This is a genomic window from Paraburkholderia sp. J63 (genome assembly GCF_905220245.1).
In the GTDB taxonomy this organism is placed as follows: domain Bacteria; phylum Pseudomonadota; class Gammaproteobacteria; order Burkholderiales; family Burkholderiaceae; genus Paraburkholderia.
This window is the reverse complement of the sequence record NZ_CAJMZF010000070.1, coordinates 1-21029: the sequence shown is the minus strand read 5'-3', so window position 1 is coordinate 21029 and position 21029 is coordinate 1. Positions and strand designations below refer to the sequence as shown.

At 67.2% G+C, this 21029-nt stretch carries 17 protein-coding genes and 1 pseudogene; 12 read left to right on the top strand and 6 right to left on the bottom strand.

All coding sequences use genetic code 11. The features are described from left to right. The 5 genes and pseudogenes from U5775_RS36875 to U5775_RS36855 all read right to left on the bottom strand — a co-directional run. A pseudogene (locus U5775_RS36875) lies at positions 1-314 on the bottom strand (hypothetical protein); the annotation flags it as partial. A 19-nt stretch (positions 315-333) separates the two neighbouring features. Beyond that, positions 334-651: a DUF2345 domain-containing protein gene (locus tag U5775_RS36870; RefSeq protein ID WP_322063068.1), complete on the bottom strand. Its 318-nt coding sequence runs from the start codon at positions 649-651 to the stop codon at positions 334-336. A 239-nt stretch (positions 652-890) separates the two neighbouring features. Beyond that, positions 891-1481 carry an aspartate kinase gene (locus tag U5775_RS36865; protein WP_322063067.1) on the bottom strand — a complete coding sequence of 197 codons (591 nt, stop codon included), beginning with the start codon at positions 1479-1481 and terminating at the stop codon, positions 891-893. Between the two features lie 36 nt (positions 1482-1517). Next, positions 1518-2576, bottom strand: a complete 1059-nt coding sequence (locus tag U5775_RS36860; protein ID WP_322063066.1) for a hydantoinase/oxoprolinase family protein — start codon at positions 2574-2576, stop codon at positions 1518-1520. Continuing rightward, entirely contained in the window at positions 2566-3615 is a 1050-nt protein-coding gene (locus tag U5775_RS36855; protein WP_322063065.1) for an ATP-grasp domain-containing protein, read from the bottom strand. Before U5775_RS36855 ends, U5775_RS36860 begins: the two co-directional genes overlap by 11 nt. A gap of 12 nt (positions 3616-3627) precedes the next feature. On the opposite strand from U5775_RS36855, the gene U5775_RS36850 reads away from it, so the two are divergent. The 5 genes from U5775_RS36850 (at position 3628) to U5775_RS36830 (ending at position 9560) form a co-directional block, all read left to right on the top strand. Then, positions 3628-4338 (top strand): HisA/HisF-related TIM barrel protein, encoded by a 711-nt coding sequence (locus U5775_RS36850; protein ID WP_322063064.1) that lies wholly within the window; start codon positions 3628-3630, stop codon positions 4336-4338. Between the two features lie 464 nt (positions 4339-4802). Beyond that, on the top strand, positions 4803-6101 hold the full coding sequence (locus U5775_RS36845; RefSeq protein ID WP_322063063.1) for a formylmethanofuran dehydrogenase: 1299 nt from the start codon (positions 4803-4805) through the stop codon (positions 6099-6101). Continuing rightward, positions 6098-7792 (top strand): formylmethanofuran dehydrogenase subunit A, encoded by a 1695-nt coding sequence (locus U5775_RS36840; protein WP_322063062.1) that lies wholly within the window; start codon positions 6098-6100, stop codon positions 7790-7792. The genes U5775_RS36845 and U5775_RS36840 overlap by 4 nt, the downstream gene beginning before the upstream one ends. Beyond that, positions 7789-8739, top strand: coding sequence for a formylmethanofuran--tetrahydromethanopterin N-formyltransferase (gene fhcD / locus U5775_RS36835; protein ID WP_322063061.1), 951 nt, complete (start codon positions 7789-7791; stop codon positions 8737-8739). The genes U5775_RS36840 and fhcD overlap by 4 nt, the downstream gene beginning before the upstream one ends. Further along, a complete protein-coding gene (locus tag U5775_RS36830) occupies positions 8736-9560 on the top strand; it encodes a formylmethanofuran dehydrogenase subunit C (RefSeq protein WP_322063060.1) in 825 nt (274 codons plus the stop codon). The genes fhcD and U5775_RS36830 overlap by 4 nt, the downstream gene beginning before the upstream one ends. 62 nt (positions 9561-9622) lie before the next feature. On the opposite strand, the gene U5775_RS36825 is transcribed toward U5775_RS36830, so the two are convergent. Further along, the gene (locus tag U5775_RS36825) at positions 9623-10534 is read right to left on the bottom strand and encodes a LysR family transcriptional regulator (protein WP_322063059.1); all 912 of its coding nucleotides are present in this window, start codon (positions 10532-10534) and stop codon (positions 9623-9625) included. A 273-nt stretch (positions 10535-10807) separates the two neighbouring features. Between U5775_RS36825 and glyA the strand changes: the two genes are divergently transcribed. The 7 genes from glyA (at position 10808) to U5775_RS36790 (ending at position 20587) form a co-directional block, all read left to right on the top strand. After that, positions 10808-12097 carry a serine hydroxymethyltransferase gene (glyA, locus tag U5775_RS36820; RefSeq protein ID WP_322063058.1) on the top strand — a complete coding sequence of 430 codons (1290 nt, stop codon included), beginning with the start codon at positions 10808-10810 and terminating at the stop codon, positions 12095-12097. A gap of 58 nt (positions 12098-12155) precedes the next feature. Beyond that, positions 12156-13421: an aminotransferase class V-fold PLP-dependent enzyme gene (locus U5775_RS36815; RefSeq protein WP_322063057.1), complete on the top strand. Its 1266-nt coding sequence runs from the start codon at positions 12156-12158 to the stop codon at positions 13419-13421. Between the two features lie 108 nt (positions 13422-13529). Further along, entirely contained in the window at positions 13530-14486 is a 957-nt protein-coding gene (locus tag U5775_RS36810; protein WP_322063056.1) for a D-2-hydroxyacid dehydrogenase, read from the top strand. 57 nt (positions 14487-14543) lie between these two features. After that, positions 14544-15722 carry a malate--CoA ligase subunit beta gene (locus U5775_RS36805; protein ID WP_322063055.1) on the top strand — a complete coding sequence of 393 codons (1179 nt, stop codon included), beginning with the start codon at positions 14544-14546 and terminating at the stop codon, positions 15720-15722. 10 nt (positions 15723-15732) lie between these two features. Then, the gene (sucD, locus tag U5775_RS36800) at positions 15733-16638 is read left to right on the top strand and encodes a succinate--CoA ligase subunit alpha (RefSeq protein ID WP_322063054.1); all 906 of its coding nucleotides are present in this window, start codon (positions 15733-15735) and stop codon (positions 16636-16638) included. After that, on the top strand, positions 16616-19537 hold the full coding sequence (locus U5775_RS36795; protein ID WP_322063053.1) for a phosphoenolpyruvate carboxylase: 2922 nt from the start codon (positions 16616-16618) through the stop codon (positions 19535-19537). The genes sucD and U5775_RS36795 overlap by 23 nt, the downstream gene beginning before the upstream one ends. A gap of 63 nt (positions 19538-19600) precedes the next feature. Further along, a complete protein-coding gene (locus U5775_RS36790) occupies positions 19601-20587 on the top strand; it encodes a CoA ester lyase (RefSeq protein ID WP_322063052.1) in 987 nt (328 codons plus the stop codon). Positions 20588-21029 lie beyond the last annotated feature (442 nt).

The following is a 21029-nucleotide window of genomic DNA, read 5'->3' as shown; positions in this document are numbered from 1 at the left end:
GTGTGCCTGAGCAGGACAAAGCCCGTATTCGAGTTCAGCAGGGGTTGCCCCTGGACGTCCTTCGCGCCATCGGATATCGCGTTCTTGCTGACCCGGTACGCGACGACATCGCCATCGGCGATCGCCCGCACCGGTTCGTGCTGCTCACCAGGGTTCAGATGCATGCCGCAGTGAAAACGCCGGTCGAACGTAACCGGATAAACGCCGTGATGGCCGATCTCGAACTGATCGACGACGTCCATCATGGGATCGGGCTTCGATGCATCGCTCGAAGTCAGGCCCGATTGAGGCAGAAAGGGAGGGCTGATGATGATGGCTTCAGTGGGACGACGACTACTGGTCGGAGATTTTCAGGCTGGCCTTCGGCAGGGACGGCAGCGGCGTTGGCACATTATCGGGTCCAACGAAGATAAACGAGGCGGCCCTGATGGCGTATGCGCCGGGACAATGAAACGTGATGTTGCCGTTCTCGATGACCACCGAGGCGCCGCCGCTGTTGAGCGTGATTTTCGACTTGGCGTTGTAGGTGGCCGCCGCATGGTCGACAGGATCGGTCCAGCTTGCCGAGGGCACCGCCGCACGCTCGTCGATCTGCAAGCCGGCACGCAGCCCAACGTATTCTTTGCCGTCAATAACCTGTTGTACTGGCAACTTTCTTGTTCGGCAGATTAGACGAGATACGCGGAAGGTTTCGAAGGGTTCAAGCCAGAATTTTCAGCATGATCAATAAGGCTGGAAAAATAAAGATGAATCAGACTATATGCATATCCCCGCCACCCACTGATATGATAAACACCGGTCTCCGCCCACAAAAATATACGCATTGAATATCCGAACCCGCCTTCGGACGAAAGGGTTACTGGTATAAGCGGTGTTTTTTCAGAATCCCCTCAAGACGCGGCCGCATGCAGCAGCCGTTCGCGAACGCGCGGCCAATCTCTTTTGTTCAGGATATCCAACGGATAAGAAGCGTCGCGCGTAAGCTCGGCAAAGCGCTTGTCGAGCACGCCATTTGCCGTAAATTGCTCGACGTCGCACGCCGAATCAATCTCACACGACTTAACGATCAGCAAACGCTCCGCATTAAGCCGATTAGCAAGCCAGGCCGCCAGCGAATCCGAAGTCACATCCCAACTCGTGAGCGTATCGGCCTCCTGCCGCAACAACCCAAACGGCGCCCAGACAGCAGCCCGACCTTCATGAAGCGCATGCCGAATCTGCGACTCGGTCGCCGCAACCACGAGCCGTCGACACAACCCCTGCATCATCAGCGCATGCTGCGCCATCGCGAGCACCGCCATATTGTGCGCGGCAAGATCGTCGAAACGCCAGATCGCCTGATGCTCGCGCACCTGATCCGCGAAGCCGCCGCCGCCCGGCACGATCACCACGCGACCGCCGCCCAGTTCGTTCAACTCGTGCAGCCACGTTTGCAGTAACGGGTCGCGGCTCAGGCTCCCGCCGATCTTCACCACCCACATAGGCGCTCCCTCAACGGCATCGTCCATTGCGCCGCGTCAGGCAAGCGCCGCATCGGCGGTCTCCGCGAACAGCAGCGCAACCGCCGCGCTGGGCGCGCAGACCTGCGCCCATCCGGCCGCGCCGCCGTGCGCCTCGACGAGCGTGGCAAAGCGCACGGTCTCATATCCGCACGAGCGCGCGAGCGCTTCGGCCAGAAACGCGCCGCAGCCCGCCGCTACCAGCACGGCGCCACCGCGCGTCGGCGCGACTCGCCCCAGCACGCGCGTGAGATTCGCGGCCAGATACGCGAGCTGCAAATCGCGCCACTGGCAGGCAAACGCAATCCATTCGTTCTCCGATGCATCTCGCGCATCGTGGCCGATCATGCGCGCGAGGCGCCGGTGCGTGCCCGCGGCGTCCTTGCTCCCGCCATCGGCGGCCGGGTGCTGATCGTGCGTGGGCGCGAGCTCGCCGGTGAGACGGTACACGTCGGCCGTGGTCGCGAAGTGCTCGTTCATCACGTTCCAGGTCTCGCCGCGAAAGCCGATGCGCTGCGCGAGCGCGCACAGCGGCGTGCGCACGACGCCCTGATAAACGAGCTCACCCGTGCGCAGGCGCGCGGCGTCGTCGGCGCCTTGCGCAGCGACGCGGCCGCCGCGCACGGGGATCAGGTCGGTCGTCGTGCTGCCGATGTCGACCAGCACCGCATCGGGCAGGCGTCTCGCGATCACTTGCGCCGTAGCGAGCCAGTTGGCCGAGGCGATGCGCGCCCAGTGCGTCGCCACTTCGTCCAGCGCGCACCAAAGCCCCTCGCCCGCATAAAACGCCACGTGCTCGCCCAGGCGCGCGGCCAGCCGCTGCGCAAGCGCGGCCACGCCGGCCTCGCGATGCTCGAAGAGGTCGGCCATCTCGCCCGTCATCGTCACCGCGTGCACGGCCTCGCGGTAGTCGGGCCAGCGCGCGGCGGCCTGCGCGAGCACCGCGTCCAGTTGCGCGAGGCCCTGCCAGAGCGGACAAGGCCACTGCGCAACATCGAGCACGCGGCCCTGCTCCACGCGCGCCGCCTTGACGTGCGCGCCCCCAATGTCCCAGCCGATCACGAGGTCATGCGACATGGCAGATCCGTTCGCCGCCGTCATGCGCTGCGTCGTGTGTGCTGTCATGTGCGCCGTCATGCGCTGTTTCGTATGCCTCGTGCTGGACTTCGCGGTGCGCCACAAGCACGCGCGCCGCGAGATTCGTGTCGAGCCGCGCCGCGAGCCCCGCATAGGCGCAGGTCACGCGCGGATTGATTTCGATGACCACGGGTCCGCGCTCGCGATGCCAGACCACGTCGATGCCGACGAAGCCCGCGAGGCCCGGCAACGCCCGCGCGACACGCTGGGCCAGTTCCGAACAGGCGCGGCCCACGAGGCTGTCGAGCGCGATTGCGCCCACCGTGACGCCCTCGTAGGCCAGGCGCCCGTGCGTGACGTTCACGTGCTGCCAGTTGACGCTCAATAGCTCCGCGCGCCCCCGCGTGCACAGCAGCGAGAGACTCAGCGCGTCGCCCTCCACCCATTCCTCGAAGGTCACGGGTTCCTGCGCGCCGAGTCGCGCGAGGAACGCGGACTCGGCCACGCGAAAATCGTCGTAGACATGAGTGTCGATCGCGCCCGCGCCGTCGTCGGGCTTCACGACCCAGGCGCTCGCATCCGCTTGCAGCGGCGCGTCGGCGGACCATGCGCGCGTGGTCGCGATGCCGGCCTGCGCGAGATGCCGCGCCGTCCTGCGCTTGCTGCCCGCGACCTGCAGCGCGGCGGCGTCGCAGCCGATCCAGCGCGACGCGTCCACCGCGCCGCACAGCGCGGCCAGCACGCCGCCGGTCTCGGGCGCGATGACCCAGACCGCGTCGTGGCGCTGCGCCTCCTCGGCCACGAACGCCACAGCGTCGTGCCCTCGCGGCGGCACGCGCCATGTCAGCGACGGCGCGCGCGGCGCGGCGGCGGTATCGCCGGCGGCGCACACGCACGTCACCTCGACGCCCGCAATGCGCGCGAGGTCGCCTGCCACCGGATCGCGCATCGCGCGCCCCATCGCGAGCATTTCGGGCCTGGCAGCCGCTGCCGCATCGCCGCCAGCACTGATATATTCGTAGACCAGCACCTTCGTCATCGCTCGCTCCCCATGCAAATCATTCCCGTTATCGACGTGCTCGGCGGCACCGCGGTGCGTGCCGTGCGCGGCGAACGCAGCCGCTATCGTCCGCTCGAATCACAGCTCTGCCGCGGCAGCGATCCCGTGGACGCCGCGCGCGCCCTGCTCGACTACTGCCACGCCGCCGTGCTCTATGTCGCCGATCTCGACGGCATCATGCACGGCGCGCCGCAACGCGACCTGCTCGCCCGACTCGCGGGCGCGCTGCCCGGCGTCGAGCTGTGGCTCGATGCGGGCTTTGCCGATCCTCACGCGGCCGGCGCATTGCTTGCGCCGTTGCGCGAAGGCCGTGCTGCCCACGATGGCATCCGCCGTGCCCTCATCACGCCCGTCTTCGGCAGCGAATCGCTGCATCCTGGCGCGATGGCGCATCTGCCCGCCGATGCGCTGCTCTCGCTCGACCGCCGTCACGACACGCCGCTCGGCGACCCGCATTGCTGGACCGACGTATCGCACTGGCCCGAGCGCCTCATCGTGATGACGCTCGAACGCGTGGGCTCGTTCGACGGCCCGGCGCTCGACACCATTGCCGAGGTCCGCGAACGCGCGGGACAGCGGCAGATCATCGGCGCGGGCGGCATTCGTAACGCCGACGATCTGCAAGCAGCGGCCGCCTCGGGCGCGACGGCGTGGCTCGTGGCCTCCGCGCTGCACGAGCGGCGCATTCCCGCTGCCTCCTGAGTGGAACGCGCGACTCGCGCATAGCACCGGCCCCGTCGCGACAATCACGTTTCATGCCAATGCCGGGCGCGGGTGGTCGCGTTGGTGTCGCGCGGCTCATGCGCACAGGCGATAGTGCGGTCGTTGGCGCAGTCTTCAACGCTTTACTTAGTGCTTTAACTAGCGCGGCATCGGTAATCGAACCGACCATTGAAACGACGATGAATCACCCGCCGATCGACCACGGCGGACCATCGCGCAAGCGCGATCCAGGCGTGACAGTCTGTGACGCACGCGCCAATCGTCGTACGCATTGTGTGCCGCGCACGGCACGCGCCGTTGCTTGCTCATCGCGCGGATAGAGCCACCTGTCCGCTTGCGAACGCGCCCGAATCCATCTGCGAAGCGCGTCAAGGGCGCCTTCTTAAATCCCGCACGCGCCGCCCCCGCATCGCGCATGGCATAGCCCTTGCAGATCGGCAGGCATGGACGCGACTCTTCACACTCCCCCCTGGACCTGCCCGTTCTGCGCGCTGCTGTGCGACCGCTTCGGCGTCGCCCAAGCCGAGACGCTGACGCCGGTGGGCACGCGCTGCCCGCGCGCCGCGCGCGCGCTCGCCCAGTTCGGCGCCGCGCCGTCCCCGGCGAAGCCCGCCGTGAACGGCCAACCGGTCGACGCGCAAACCGCGCTCGACACCGCCGCGCAGTGGCTCGCCCGCGCGCGCCAGCCGCTCTTCGGCGGCATGGCCACCGACGTGGCCGGCGCGCGCGCGTTCTATCGCGTCGCCAACGCGTGCGGCGCGATCTTCGATCACGCGCATGGCCGCGCGCTGACGCACGGCTTGACAGCCATGCAGGACCGCGGCGCCTTCACGACGACCCTCGCCGAAATCCGCAATCGCGCCGATCTGATCGTCTGCATCGGCGCTTCGCCCTCGGCGCGGTATCCGGAGTTCTTCGCGCGCTGCGCGGTGGGCAGCGAGCCAGGCAATGCCGATGAAGTTGGGCCAGCGCAACGCACGGTCGTCTTTCTCGGCTGCGATGCCGACGCCGATCGCGCACTCGCGGACCGACCCGGCGTCGAGACGCTCGCGATCCCCTTGCGAAACGACCTCTACGACACGATAGCCACGCTCAACGCGCTGCTCGCCGGCAAATCCCTGCGAGCGGGCGCCGATCCCGCACTGGCCGCGCTCGTGGTGCGCATGCTCGCGGCGACCTACACGGCAATAGTATGGATTCCTTCCGATCTGCCGGGCGCCCATGCGACACTGCTCGTCGAGGGATTCGACCGCCTGCTGAAGGCGCTCAACCGCGCGCGGCGCGCAGGCGGCCTCGCGCTCGGCGGCGACGATGGCGGCGCGAGCGTGAACCAGACGCTCACCTGGCTCTCGGGCTTGCCGCTGCGCACCGGCGTGCACCGCAGCGGACTCGAGCACGCGCCGCAGCGCTACGACACAGCGCGCCTGCTCGCGGACCATGGAGTCGATGCGCTGCTCTGGGTCTCGAGCTTCGGCGCAGATTTGCCGCCGCCGCACACGACCCTGCCGACGATCGTGCTCGGCCATCCGGGCCTCGCCGCAATCTGCGCGGACCGTGAAGGGCCGACCGTGTTCGTGCCCGTCTCCACGCCGGGCATCGGCTCGCCGGGCCATCTGTTTCGCGCCGATGGCGGCGTCGTGCTGCCGCTCACGCCGGTCTACGAAGACACGCTGCCCACCGTGGCCGCTTTCGCGGCACAGCTGGGCGCGAAGCTCGCATCGCACAAGGAGAACGCCGCATGAGCACGTTTCGTCTGCGCGGCGCTCGCGTGTTCGATCCGGCAAGCCGCATCGATGGGACTATCGCCGACATCGGCGTGCGCGACGGCCGCATCGTCGAACTAGGCGCCGAGGAGTCCGTCGACCGCGAATACGACGTCACCGGCATGACCGTGATGGCGGGCGGCATCGACATGCATTCGCACATCGGCGGCGGCAAGGTGAACCTCGCCCGCATGCTGATGCCCGAGGACCACCGTATTCGCATGCAGCGCGAGGAAGCCGAAAACGCGCTGGAGCTGGCCTCGTGCGGCGTCTGCACGCCGGGCACGCTCGCAACGGGCTACCGCTACGCCGAGATGGGCTACACGGCGGCGTTCGAGCCCGCGATGATCGCCTCGAACGCGCGCCACACGCATCTGGAGATGGGCGACACACCGATCATCGATCACGGCGCCTATGTGATGCTCGGCAACGACGAGCTGTTCCTGAGCATGCTCGCGAAAGGCGAGGAGTTCGAGCGCCTGCGCGATTACGTCGGCTGGTCCATCAACGCCACGAAGGCGCTGGGCGTGAAGGTCGTGAACCCCGGCGGGATTTCGGCGTTCAAGTTCAACCAGCGCAGCCTGAACGTGGACGAGACGCACGCGCACTACGCGATCACGCCGCGCCAGATGCTGCACACGCTCGCGCGCGCGCTCACCGAGCTCAAGGTCCCGCATCCGCTGCATATTCATGCGAGCAATCTGGGCGTGCCCGGCAATGTCGATTCCACGCTCGCGACCATCGACGCGCTCGAAGGCCTGCCCGGCCATCTCACGCACATCCAGTTCCATAGCTACGGCACTGAAGGTCCGCGCAAGTTCTCATCGGCGGCCGAGCGCATTGCCGAAGCAGTGAACGCGCATCCGAACATCTCGATCGACGTCGGCCAGATCATGTTCGGACAGACCGTCACGGCGTCCGGCGACATCATGAAACAGGTCAAGCAGGCCGACTTCGCCTCACCGCGCAAATGGATCGCCGGCGACATCGAATGCGATGCGGGCTGCGGCGTGGTGCCGTTCCGCTATCGTGAGCAAAGCTACGTAAATGCGCTGCAATGGACCATCGGCCTCGAGCTGTTCCTGATGGTCAAGAATCCGTGGCAGATCACGCTGACCACCGATCACCCGAACGGCGGCCCGTTCACGAGCTACCCTCACCTGATCCGGCTTCTGATGGACAAATCGTTCCGCGACGAGCAGCTGGCGAAGCTGCATCCCGAGGTCGCGCAGCAATCGGCGCTTGCGAGCATGACGCGCGAGCTGAGCTTCGAGGAGATCGCGATTCTCACGCGCGCCGCGCCCGCGCGCCTGCTCGGGCTGCGCGACCGCGGCCGCCTGAGCGCGGGCGCCGCCGCCGACATCGCCGTCTATCGCGACGACACCAACCGCGAGGCGATGTTCAGCACACCGGAATATGTGTTCAAGGACGGCGAGCTGGTCGCGCGCCAGGGCCGCATCGTGGCGACGCCCGTGGGCGGCACGCACTTCGTCGAGCCCGAGTTCGACCGTTCGATCGAGCGCACGCTCGACGAATACGGCGAACGCCATCTCGCGTACAACTTCCGCCACGCCGCCATCGGCCGCGACGAGCTCTGCTCGTGCTGCAACGCCGGGCGACTACTGCCCGCGGCCTGTAGCGGCAACAACACCGGAGAAGAGCCGTCATGAGCGCCATCGCGAGCACCACGGAGCCAGCGCCGCTCACGATCAACGGCGTGACCATCGACGACACCTTCGCCGAAGCCTTCCCGATGAAGGCCACCCGGCTCGTGATCACCGCGCGCAACGCCACCTGGGCGCGCCACGCGGCCATAGCGGCGACCGGCTTCGCGACCTCGGTGATCGCGTGCGGCTGCGAGGCCGCCATCGAACGCGAGATCGAACCGGACGCATCGCCCGACGGCAGGCCGGGCATCGCGATCCTGCTCTTCTCGATGTCGGGCAAGGAGCTGGCCAAGCAGGTCGAGCGCCGCGTGGGCCAGTGCGTGCTCACCTGCCCGACCACGGCCGTCTATGCGGGGATTACCGAGGGCGAGGCCATCGCGCTCGGCAAGAACCTGCGCTTCTTCGGCGACGGCTGGCAGATCGCGAAGATGATCGACGGCGTGCGCTACTGGCGCGTGCCGGTCATGGACGGCGAATTCGTTGCGCAGGAAACCACTTGCGTGATCAAGGGCGTGGGCGGCGGCAACCTGCTGCTGCTCGCGCGCGACCCCGACGCCGCGCTCGCGGGCGCCGAAGCGGCCGTCGAGGCGATGCGGCGCGTGCCCGGCGCCATCATGCCGTTTCCAGGCGGTGTGGTGCGCTCGGGCTCGAAGGTCGGCTCGAAATACGCCGCGCTGCCCGCCTCGACCAACGATGCGTTTTGCCCCACGCTCGCGGGTCTCGCGCCGCGCACCGAGCTGACCGACGAGACGCGCTGCGTGCTGGAGATCGTCGTCGACGGACTCAGCGAAGCCGATGTCGCGAACGCGATGCGCACCGGCATCGAGGCCGTGACTGCGCGCGGCGCGCAAGCCGGCGTCACGCGCATCAGCGCGGGGAACTACGGCGGCAAACTCGGCCCGTTCCATTTTCATCTGCATCGTCTGTGCGGCCACGGAGAGACCCCATGAAGCGCATCACGCTGCGTGTGAAAGCGGCGCCCGCATTGCGCATCGACGCGCGCACGCTGCTGCCCGCCACGCTCGCGCCCCTGAGCGAGAGCGAAGTCGCGCGCCTGCCGCTCTGGCACGGCACCGAGCGCATTGCGCTCGCGGACCTCTTCGATGTGCATATGCACGCGACGCCCGAGGCCGAACCCTCCATCGCGTTCGAAGGCGACTTGCAGCGCTTCGATCGCATCGGCTGTGCGATGGATGGCGGGTCGATCGTCGTGGACGGTAGCGTGGGCGATCTCGCGGGCGTGCAGATGAGCGCCGGCACGCTCACCGTGAGCGGCAATTGCGGCGATTTCGTGGCCTGCGAGATGGCGGGCGGGCGCATCGAGATCGGCGGCCATAGCGGCGATTTCGCGGCGGCGGCGCTGCCGGGCAGCATGGACGGCATGCGCGGCGGCACGCTCATCGTGCGCGGCCACGCGGGCGAGCGCCTGGGCGACCGCATGCGACGCGGCACGGCGCTCGTGTTCGGCGATGCGGGCGCGTTTGCGGCCTCGCGCATGGTGGCGGGCACGATTGGCATAGCGGGGAATGTGGGCGAGCATCTCGCTTATGGAATGCGGCGCGGGTCGCTGATTCTGCCTGGTATGCGGCATTTGCCGGAGACGGATCGCTTTGTTGAGATTCGCGCCGAGGTGAGCGTCTTTTGGCGCCTCGTCGCGCGCAGTCTTGCGCGCGAAGGGGGGGCGTTCGGTGAGCTGGTGCGGCGGACGCCGCGACGGCTCGCCGGCGATATTTCCGTGGATGGGAGGGGGGAGTTGTTGGTTGCGGGGTGAGCGCGGGAGGCCCGGGTTCGGTGCGTAGCGCGCGCCGTCCTCACGCCTCACGCCATACCTCGCTACACCTCATCCATCACCTTCTGCGCCTCCCCCAGCAGCGTCCGCTTGAACGCCTCCACGGCCGCGGACAAATGCTTGTTCTCGCGATGCACGATATACAGATACCGCACGATAGGAAAACGCTCCACGTCCAGCACTTTCAGCCGCAGCGTCTCCAGTTCCGGCAGCACCGTCTGCAACGGCACGACCGCGAGCCCCATGCCCACATGAACGCAGCACTTCACGGCCTCGTTGCTGCTGACCTCAAGCCCCGGCCGAAAGCGCACACGATGCTCGGCAAAAAAGCGCTCCATCGCGCGCCGCGTGCCTGAGCCGGGCTCGCGCACCACGAACACCTCGTCCTCTAGCGCCGCAAGCGGAATCGTGCGCTGCCGCGCGAGTGGATGATCGGGCGGCGCGATCGCCACCAATGGGTTCTTCATGAACGGCTGCGCCACGAGCCCCTGCCCTTCGGGCGGCTGCCCCATGATCGCCAGATCGGCCTCGTTGCCGGCCAGCGCGCCCAGCACGCTCTCGCGGTTGCCAAACTTCAGGCGCACGCGCACGCCGGGAAACGCCTTCGTATAGCGTGAAATGCACGCGAGCGAGAGATGGCCCGCGGTGCCCGTCACGGCGGAAACGCGAATCTTGCCCTGCGTGGTGTCGCGCAACTGGTCGAGCGACTCTTCGAGCACAGAGAGCTGCTCCTGGATCGAGCGCGTATGGCCATAGACTTCGCGGCCCGCCTCGGTGAGAAAGATGCGCCGTCCAATCTGCTCGAACACCTTCATGCCGATGCTTTCTTCGAGATGCTTGAGTTGCGCGGACACGCCCGGCTGCGTCAGATGCAGCTCTTCGGCCGCGCGCGAGAAACTCAGGTGACGCGCCGCCGCCTCGAAGACCCGCAATTGCCGCAATGTCAGGTTAAGCATCCGCTTCCTCCGCATCCTCTTCTGATCGAAAACCTCCCAGGCTCATTCGGCCGCCGCTGAAAAAGGCGCCCGTCCCATGCCGTCACTGTACCAGCGCGGGCCAGTGCGGCAATGCCCACGACGGGGTATTCCCGCGGGCGAAAGTCCCGCCGGCATTGGCTTGCAGGCCCGGTTATGGGTTGGATAAGAAAGCGGAATGAGTGTTTTCGGGGCCGCGCCACTACCATCACTCTCACGTTCCCGACATCGACCATCGACACAAAGGCGACCCTCATGTTCAGCTTCCAGCAGACCATCGCAGCAACCGATCCGGAATTGCGTCAGGCCATCGTTGCGGAATCCGTGCGGCAACAGGACCACATCGAGCTAATTGCATCGGAGAACTATACGTCTGCCGCCGTGATGGAGGCGCAAGGGTCGCTGCTCACCAACAAGTATGCCGAAGGCTATCCTGGCAAGCGCTATTACGGCGGCTGCGAGCACGTGGACGTGGCCGAGCAGCTCGCCATCGACCGCGCGAAGCAGCTCTTCGGTGCCGAATATGCGAACGTGCAGCCTCACTCGGGCTCGCAGGCCAACCAGGCCGTCTATCTCTCCGTGCTCAAGCCCGGCGACACGATCCTCGGCATGTCGCTCGCGCACGGCGGCCACCTGACCCACGGCGCCTCGGTGAACGTGAGCGGCAAGCTTTTCAACGCGGTCGCTTACGGGCTTCATCCGGATACCGAAGTAATCGACTACGACCAGGTCGAGCGTCTCGCGCATGAGCACAAACCGCGCATGATCGTCGCGGGCGCCTCGGCCTATGCGCTCACGATCGACTGGCAGCGTTTTCGCGCGATTGCGGACAGCGTCGGCGCGTGGCTCTTCGTCGATATGGCGCACTATGCGGGCCTGATTGCAGCGGGTCTCTATCCGAGCCCGGTGGGCATTGCCGACTTCGTGACCTCGACCACGCACAAGACGCTGCGCGGCCCGCGCGGCGGCCTGATCCTTTCGGGCGCCCAGCACGAGAAGGCACTCAACTCGACGATCTTCCCCGGCATCCAGGGCGGCCCGCTCATGCACGTGATCGCGGCCAAGGCGGTCGCGTTCCGCGAGGCGATGAGCGACGAGTTCAAGCAGTACCAGCGCCAGGTGATGATCAACGCGCGCGCCATGGCCGGCACGCTCCAGGAGCGCGGGCTGCGCATCGTGTCGGGCCGCACGGAGTCGCATCTCTTTCTCGTCGATCTGCGCGCGAAGGACATCACGGGCAAGGACGCCGAGGCCGCGCTCGGCAAGGCCGGCATCACCGTCAACAAGAACGCCATTCCGAATGACCCGCAAAAGCCCTTCGTCACGAGCGGCATTCGCGTGGGCTCGCCCGCGATGACCACGCGCGGCTTCGGCGAGGCCGAGGCGCACCAGCTCTCCCATCTGATCGCCGACGTGCTCGAAGCCCCCGCCAACGATCTCGTGATCCGCCGCGTGGCCGATGCCGTGCACGCCCTCACCACGCGCTTCCCCGTCTACGGCGACGCGCCCGAACCACGGCAGAGCGCCACCGGCCCCGCCATCTGATCCACCGCCCGAGCGGCTGATTCATACGTTCCTCATACCATTACTCAGGAGTGCAGACATGTCGAATACCACTGGAACGCGTATCCCGGGTCGCAACATTCTCGCCGTCCCCGGCCCCACCAACATTCCCGACGCCGTGCTGCGCGCGATGGTCGTGTCGATGGAGGACCACCGCTCGACGCGCTTCCCCGAGCTCGCCAACGGCGTGCTCAGCGACCTCAAGCGCCTCTACAAGACCACGAGCGGCCAGCCGTTCATCTTCCCGTCCTCGGGCACGGGCGCCTGGGAAGCCGCGCTGACCAACACGCTCTCGCCCGGCGACCGCGTGCTCGTGGCGCGCTTCGGGCAGTTCAGTCATCTGTGGGCCGACATGGCGCAGCGTCTCGGCTTCGAAGTCGAGATCATCGACGTCGACTGGGGCGAAGGCGTGCCCGTCGAGCGTATCGAGGACGTGCTCAAGGCCGACAAGAAGCATCAGATCAAGGGCATTCTGGCCTGTCACAACGAGACCGCGACCGGCGTGACGAGCGACATCGGCGCGCTGCGCCACGCGATGGACAACGCGCATCACCCGGCGCTGCTGTTCGTCGACGGCGTGAGCTCGATTGGCTGCATCGATTTCCGCATGGACGACTGGCGCGTCGATCTCGCCGTCACGGGTTCGCAAAAGGGGCTCATGCTGCCCGCGGGCCTCGGCATCCTGTGTGTGAGCCCGAAGGCGCTCAAGGCGATGGAGCAGGCGAAGTCCAGGCGCTGCTACTTCGATCTCGGCGACATGATCAAGGCCAACGCGACCGGCTACTTCCCGTACACGCCCGCCTTGTCGCTGCTCTACGGCCTGCGCGCGGCGCTCGACCTGATCTTCCAGGAAGGGCTCGAAAACGTGTTCGCGCGCCATCATCACCTCGCGCAAGGCGTGCGCGCCGCCGTCACCGAAGGCTGGGGCCTGGAGCTCTGCGCCAAGGCGCCGAAGTGGCATTCGGATACGGTCAGCGCCATCGTCGTGCCGCAGGGCTTCAACGGCGCGCACGTGATCGACCGCGCGTTCCGGCGCTACAACCTCGCGCTCGGCGCGGGCCTCTCGAAGGTCGCGGGCAAGGTGTTCCGCATCGGCCACCTCGGCGACCTCAACGAGCTGATGCTCACGAGCGCCATCGCGGGCGCGGAAATGGCGATGCTCGACGTGGGCATCGACGTGCGCCCCGGCAGCGGCACCGGCGCGGCCACGCAGTACTGGCGCACGCACGACCCCCGCCAGGCGCAGGAGGAGCAGACGCAGCACGCGGAACAGGTCGAGCCGCTGCGCCGCGTGGCCGCTGCCTGAGTCGTCAACCGCGAGCCAACGCAGAGCAACATCCGGGCGCCTTCGCGCAAGGCGCCCGGCGCCCCCGCGCTCCCAACGCTTTCGACCAAAAAGGCAGGATACCGAATCATGCTTCATGAAATCGTCTTTCTCGACCGCTCCACGTTGAAGGCCGATGTGCGGCGTCCCGCCTTCGAGCATTGCTGGGCGGAGTACGACGTGAGCGCGCCGCACGAGGTGGCCCAGCGTCTCGAAGGCGCCACCGTCGCGATCACCAACAAGGTGCCGCTGCGCGCCGAGACGCTGGCGAAGCTGCCACGTCTCGCGCTGATCGCCGTGGCCGCCACGGGCTACGACGTGATCGATACGGCCTACTGCCGCGCGCACGGCATTGCTGTGGCCAACATCCGCAACTACGCCACGCATACGGTGCCGGAGCACACCTTCGCGTTGATCCTCGCGCTGCGCCGCAATCTGCTCGCCTATCGCGACGACGTGCGGCGCGGCCGCTGGCAGGCGTCGGACCAGTTCTGCTTCTTCGATCACCCGATTCGCGATCTGCACGGCGCGACGCTCGGCATCGTCGGCGACGGCTCGCTCGGTCGCGGCACCGCGGCCATCGCACGCGGCTTCGGCATGCGCGTGGTGTTCGCCGAGCATGCGTCGACGAAGGACAAACCGCGCGACGTGGCCTTCATGCCGCTCGAACAGTTGCTGCGCGAGTCGGACATCGTTTCGCTGCACACGCCGCTGCGGCCCGAAACGCGCAACCTGATCGCGCTCGACCAGTTGCGGACGATGAAGCGCAGCGCGCTGCTCATCAACACCGCGCGCGGCGGGCTCGTTTGCGAGGAATCGCTCGCGACGGCCCTGCGCGAAGGGCTGATCGCGGGCGCGGGCTTCGACGTCCTGACCAGCGAGCCGCCCAAGGCAGGCAATCCCCTCCTCGATCCCGATCTGCCGAATTTCATACTCACGCCGCACGTGGCGTGGGCTTCGGACGGCGCGATGCAGTTTCTCGCCGACCAGCTGATCGACAACATCGAGGCTTACGTGAGCGGCGAGCCGCAGCACCTGGTCGCCTGAGCACCGGGCCGCGTTCGCTTTCACAAACCGCTTTTCTCATTCGCACGGAACACCATCATGGACATCCACGAATATCAGGCGAAAGAACTGCTCTCCGGCTTCGGCGTGCCCATCCAGCGCGGGCTTGTCGCCTATACGCCGGACCAGGCCGTCTATTGCGCCACCGAGCTCGGCGGCTGGCACTGGGCCGTCAAGGCGCAGATCCACTCGGGCGCGCGCGGCAAGGCCGGCGGCATCAAGCTCTGCGAGACCTATCACGACGTGCACGCGGCGGCCACCTCGCTGTTCGGCAAGCGGCTCGCGACCACGCAGACCGGGCCCGAAGGCAAGGTCGTCGAGCGCGTCTATATCGAAGTGGCCGAGAAGTTCGAGCGCGAGATCTATCTGGGCATCGTCCTCGACCGCAAGGCCGAGCGCGTACGCGTGATCGTCTCCGCGCAAGGCGGCATGGACATCGAGGAAGTGGCGCACACGAATCCCGAGGCCATCCTCCAGGTGATCGCCGAGCCGGCCGTGGGCCTGCAGCCGTTCCAGGCGCGCGAGCTCGCCTTCGGCCTCGGCCTGAACATCAAGCAGGTGAGCCGCGCCGTGGCCGCGATCATGGGCGCCTACCGCGCGTTCCGCGACCTCGACGCGACGATGGTGGAGATCAACCCGCTCGTGGTGACCGCCGACGACCGCGTGATCGCGCTCGACGCCAAGGTCACCTTCGACGACAACGGCCTGTTCCGGCACTCGCACGTCTCCGAGATGCGCGACGCCTCGCAGGAAGACCCGCGCGAATCGGAGGCCGCGCAGTTCGGCCTGAACTACGTGGGCCTCGACGGCGACATCGGCTGCATCATCAACGGCGCCGGCCTCGCGATGGCCACCATGGACACCATCAAGTACGCGGGCGGCGAGCCCGCGAACTTCCTCGACGTGGGCGGCGGCGCCTCGCCCGAGCGCGTGGCCGCGGCCTTCCGGCTCGTGCTCTCCGACGCCAACGTCTCGGCGATTCTCGTGAACATCTTCGCGGGCATCAATCGCTGCGACTGGGTGGCCGAGGGCGTCGTGCAGGCCGCGAAGAACCTGCGCGTGCCGCTCGTCGTGCGGCTCGCGGGCACCAACGTGGAGGAGGGGCGGCGCATCATCCGCGAGAGCGGGCTGCCCATCATCGCAGCCGACACCTTGCTCGAAGCGGCCCAGAAGGCCGTGGAGGCGTCCAAGGCGCACCGCGCCAGAAAGAGCAAATAGGAGCGTACACATGAGCATCCTGATCGACGAAAACACCCGCGTGATCGTGCAGGGCTTCACCGGCGACAAGGCGACCTTCCACGCGAAGGAAATGATCGCGTACGGCACCAACGTGGTGGGCGGCGTGACACCGGGCAAGGGCGGCCAGCGCCATCTCGACCGCCCCGTATTCAATACCGTGAAGGAAGCCGTGCAGGCGACCGGCGCCACGGCGAGCCTCGTGTTCGTGCCGCCGCCGTTCTGCGGCGACTCCATCATGGAGGCCGCCGACGCGGGCCTGCAGCTCGTCTGCTCGATCACCGACGGCATTCCGGCGCAGGACATGATGCGCGTAAAGCGCTACCTGCTTCGGTATCCGAAGGAATCGCGTACGATGCTGGTCGGGCCCAACTGCGCCGGCATCATCAGCGCGGGGCGCGCGATGCTCGGCATCATGCCGGGGCACATCTACCGGCGCGGCTCGGTCGGCATCGTCTCGCGCTCGGGCACGCTCGGCTACGAGGCGGCGGCTCAGCTCAACGACCTGGGCCTCGGCGTGACCACGAGCGTGGGCATCGGCGGCGATCCGATCAACGGCAGCTCGTTCCTCGACCATCTGCGCCTCTTCGAGAACGACCCCGAGACCGAGGTCGTGATCATGATCGGCGAGATCGGCGGACCGCAGGAGGCCGAGGCCGCGCGCTGGGTCCAGGAGAACATGACCAAGCCCGTGGTGGGCTACGTCGCCGGCCTCACGGCGCCGAAGGGCCGCCGCATGGGCCACGCGGGCGCGATCATCTCGGCAGCCGGCGACAGCGCCGCCGAGAAAGCGGAAATCATGCGCGCCCATGGGCTTTTCGTTGCACCCAGCGCCTCCGAGCTGGGCTCGACCGTCGCCGCGGCGCTGACGCAAAATGAAGCCCGCCGCGTCGCTTGAGGCCGTCGAGGCCAAACCCGCCGCGGGGGCCGAGGCCCGCACCGTGACGTCGCGCGGCGTGGAGGCGCCGCGCCGTCAACCGGCTGCAACGCCTTCGTCCGGCGCGTCGATTTCGTCCGCTCATCCGGCCTCGCTGCTCGACCGCCTCGCCACCGCTTCGTCGGCGTTGCCCACGCTCGATGCTCAGGCCTACGAACCCTGCGTGGTCGACCTGCTCTTCGGCTTGCTCTGTGACGTCGCGCGACGCCGCCAGCCGCAGGTCGAACTCGCGCTGCGCGGCGAGCCGCTGCCGCCCGACGTGCCGCGCGCGGTATGGCGGCGCAGCCTGCAGGCCCAGGGCATCTGGTTCCAGCTGCTGAGCGTGGCCGAGCAGAGCACGGCCATGCGCCGGCGCCGCGAGATCGAAATCGAGAGCGGCTATGCGCGGCTCACGGCCTCGTTCTCGCGCGTGGTGGCCGACGCGGCCTCGGCCGGCGTGCCCGCCGACGAAGTCCGCGCCGTGCTCCAGCATCTGAAGATCCGCCCCGTCATCACCGCGCACCCGACCGAGGCCAAGCGCGTGACCGTGCTCGAAATCCACCGGCGCATCTATCGCAAGCTGATGGATCTGGAGTCGCCGCGCTGGACGCCGCGCGAGCGGCGCAAGCTCGTCGCGCAGCTCGGCAACGAAATCGAACTGCTCTGGATGAGCGGCGAGCTGCGCCGCGAGAAGCCCACCGTCGCGCAGGAAGTCGCGTGGGGGCTGCACTTCTTCGGCGAGACGCTGTTCGAAGCCGTGCCGCTGCTATTCGAGCGGCTCGAAGAAGCGCTCCAGCAGTTCTACCCCGGCGAGCACTTCGAGATGCCGCGCTTCTTCCAGTTCGGCTCGTGGATCGGCGGCGACCGCGACGGCAATCCCTTCGTCAACAACGACGTCACGCGCGCGACGCTCTACGACAACCGGCTCGCGTGCCTCAAGCGCTACCGGCAACAGCTTCTCGACCTCGCGCAGACGCTCAGCATTACCGCCGAGGCGCTGCCCGTGCCCGAGGCGTTCGGCGCTGAGCTCGCGCGCGCGCTGGAGCAAAGCGGCGACGGCGCGGCCATCGCCACGCGCAATCCGGGCGAGGTGTTCCGCCAGTATCTGACCTGCATGCTGCGCAAGCTCGACATCACACTCGCCGACGCGCAGCGGCGTGGCGCAGGCACGCCCATTCCGGGCGGCTACGCGAGCGCCGACGAACTGGCCGCCGAGTTGCGCGCGATGGAGCTCGCGCTGCTCGCGACCGGCAGCGACACGCTTGCGGGCTCGTACGTGCGGCCGCTGCGCCATGAAGTGGAGACGTTCCGCTTCAGCACGGTGCAGCTCGACCTGCGCGAGAACTCCACGGTCATCAACAAGACCCTGCTCGCGCTCTGGCGTGCGCGCGCGAAGCCCGGCACCGAGCCGCCCGATCTGGACTCCGAAGCATGGAAGACGTGGCTCCTCACGGAGCTCGCGCATCCGCTCAGCCCCGGCGAAGTCACCGGTGCGCTGCCCGAGTCGCTGGGCGAAGTGGAGGCGGAAACGGTCCAGATCTTCCGCATGGTCCGCACGATGCGCGAACAGGTGGATCGCAACGCCTTCGGCGCGTTCATCCTGAGCATGACGCATCACGCGACCGACGTGCTCGGCGTCTATCTGCTCGCGAAGCAGGCGGGGCTCTTCAGCGATGCCGCCGGTATGGAAAGCTGCACGCTGCCGGTCGTGCCGCTGCTCGAAACCATCGACGATTTGCGGCGCGCGCCCGAAATCCTGCGCGAACTGCTCGCCGTGCCGATGGTCAAGCGCAGCATCCGCGCACAAGGCGGCGTGCTGGAAGTCATGATCGGCTACTCCGATTCGAACAAGGACGGCGGGTTCTTCGCGAGCAACTGGGAGCTCTCGAAGGCGCAGACGAAGATCGCGCGCGTCGGGCGCGAACTCGGCATCACGATCTCGTTCTTCCACGGACGCGGCGGCTCGGTGAGCCGCGGCGGCGTGCCTGCGGGCCGCGCCATCGCCGCGCTGCCCGCGGGCTCGGTCAACGGGCGCTTCCGGGTGACGGAGCAAGGCGAAGTGGTCTCGCACAAGTACGCGAACCGCGGCACCGCGCAATATCACGTCGAACTGCTCGCATCGAGCGTGCTGGAGCATACGTTCAAGTCCGAGCGCGAAGACGAGCTGCGCCCGCGCGGCGAGTTCGACGACGCGATGGAAGCGCTCGCGGGTGCCTCGCGCGCGGCCTATGTGAAGCTCGTCGATCGACCCGAGCTGATCGCGTATTTTCAGGCGGCCAGCCCGCTCGAAGAACTTTCGATGCTGAACATGGGCTCGCGCCCGGCACGGCGCTTCGGCGCACGCAGCCTCGAAGACCTGCGCGCGATTCCGTGGGTGTTCGCGTGGTCGCAGAACCGCCACGCGCTCACGGGCTGGTATGGCGTGGGCAGCGCGATCTCGTCCTTTCTCGCGGTGCGCCAGGAACGCGGGCTCGATCTGCTGCGCAGGATGTTCAACGAATCGCGGCTGTTCCGGCTGATCGTCGACGAAGTCGAAAAGACGCTGGCCCAGGTCGATCTCGACATCGCGCGTGGCTACGCGAGCCTCGTGCCCGACGAGCAGTTGCGCGAGACGATCTTCACGCAGATCGAGGCCGAATATCGCCTCACCACGGAGATGGTGCTCAAAGTGAGCGACGGCGACGCGGTTGCGGAACGCTTCCCGCAGTTCTGCGAACGGCTCGCGCGGCGGCTCCCGGCCATCAATCTCGTGAGCCGGCAGCAGATCGAATTGCTGCGCCTGTACCGCACCGCGAGCGCCGATCAGGAACGGCGCGGCTATCTGGTGCCGCTGCTGCTCTCCATCAATTGCATCGCATCGGGATTCGGCGCGACGGGCTAGACCGCGTGCCTGCCCTTGTGCCGCTTCGTGCGGCTTGCGCCCCAACCATCGAGGAGATTACCCATGAGCTTTACCGCAATCGAACCGGCCACGCCACGGCTGCACCGCTCGGAGCTGGCCGTGCCGGGCTCCAACCCCGCCATGTTCGAAAAGGCCGCGCGCTCGGCCGCCGACATCATCTTTCTCGACTGCGAAGACGCGGTCGCGCCCGACGACAAGGAGCAGGCGCGCAAGAACATCATCGAAGGCCTCAACGACATCGACTGGGGCGCGAAGACGATGATGGTCCGCATCAACGGGCTCGATACGCACTACATGTATCGCGACGTGGTGGACATCGTGGAAGCCTGCCCGCGGCTCGACATGATCCTGATTCCGAAGGTGGGCGTGGCCGCCGACGTCTACGCGATCGACATGCTGGTCACGCAGATCGAAGCCGCGAAGAAACGCACGCGGCGCATTGGTTTCGAAGTCCTGATCGAAACCGCGTTGGGCATGGCGAACGTGGAAGCGATTGCGCAGTCTAGCCGGCGGCTCGAGGCGATGTCGTTCGGCGTGGCCGATTATGCGGCCTCCACGCGCGCGCGCACGACCGTGATCGGCGGCGTGAACCGCGATTACGGCGTGCTCAGCGACAAGGACGCCGACGGCAAGCGCGACTACTTCTGGGGCGACCAGTGGCACGCCGCGCAGACGCGCATGATGGTGGCGTGCCGCGCCTATGGGTTGCGGCCGATCGACGGGCCGTTCGGGGATTTCAGCGATCCCGATGGGTATGATGCGGCTGCCAGGCGTGCCGCCGTGCTGGGTTATGAAGGCAAGTGGGCCATTCATCCGTCGCAGATCGAATTGGCGAATCGTGTGTTTACGCCGAGCGATGCCGAAGTTTCCCGGGCGCAGCGCATTATGGATGCGATGGCTCAGGCTGCGAGGGATGGTAAGGGTGCGGTGTCGCTCGATGGGCGGCTGATTGATGCGGCGAGTATTCGGATGGCGGAGGCGCTGATTTCTACTGCGAAGGCGATTGCGGGGGCTGGGGGGAAGCGCTGAGAGCCCTGGGGCGTTGGGGTGTTTTCGCGTTTCCTTTTCGCGTTTCCTTGCTTTCGTGTCGGTCTGCTAGCGTTGCCCCTGTGCGGGGCGGCACCTACTTTTCTTTGCAGCGGCAAAGAAAAGTAGGCAAAAGAAAGCCGCCCACACCGCCAGTGTGACGAAGTCCGCAAACAGCCGTTCAAGGGGAATGGTATAGGCGCGTCCGCCATCTCGCACCATACTACCCAGTGACAAAGGACTCATTCATCCCGCTGCTCGCTACGCGCGCAGCGGTCGGGTCTGCAGGGGAAACCAGGGGGACTACCCGTACACGCGACCACGCATGCGTCCCCCTGGTTTTCGGTTATGCCCCACGGCGCGCGTAGCGCCGCCGGATGTGCGGGTGCCTTGTCACTTTGTTTGGTGGTGCGAAGTGACGGATGCGCCTATACCATTCCCCTTG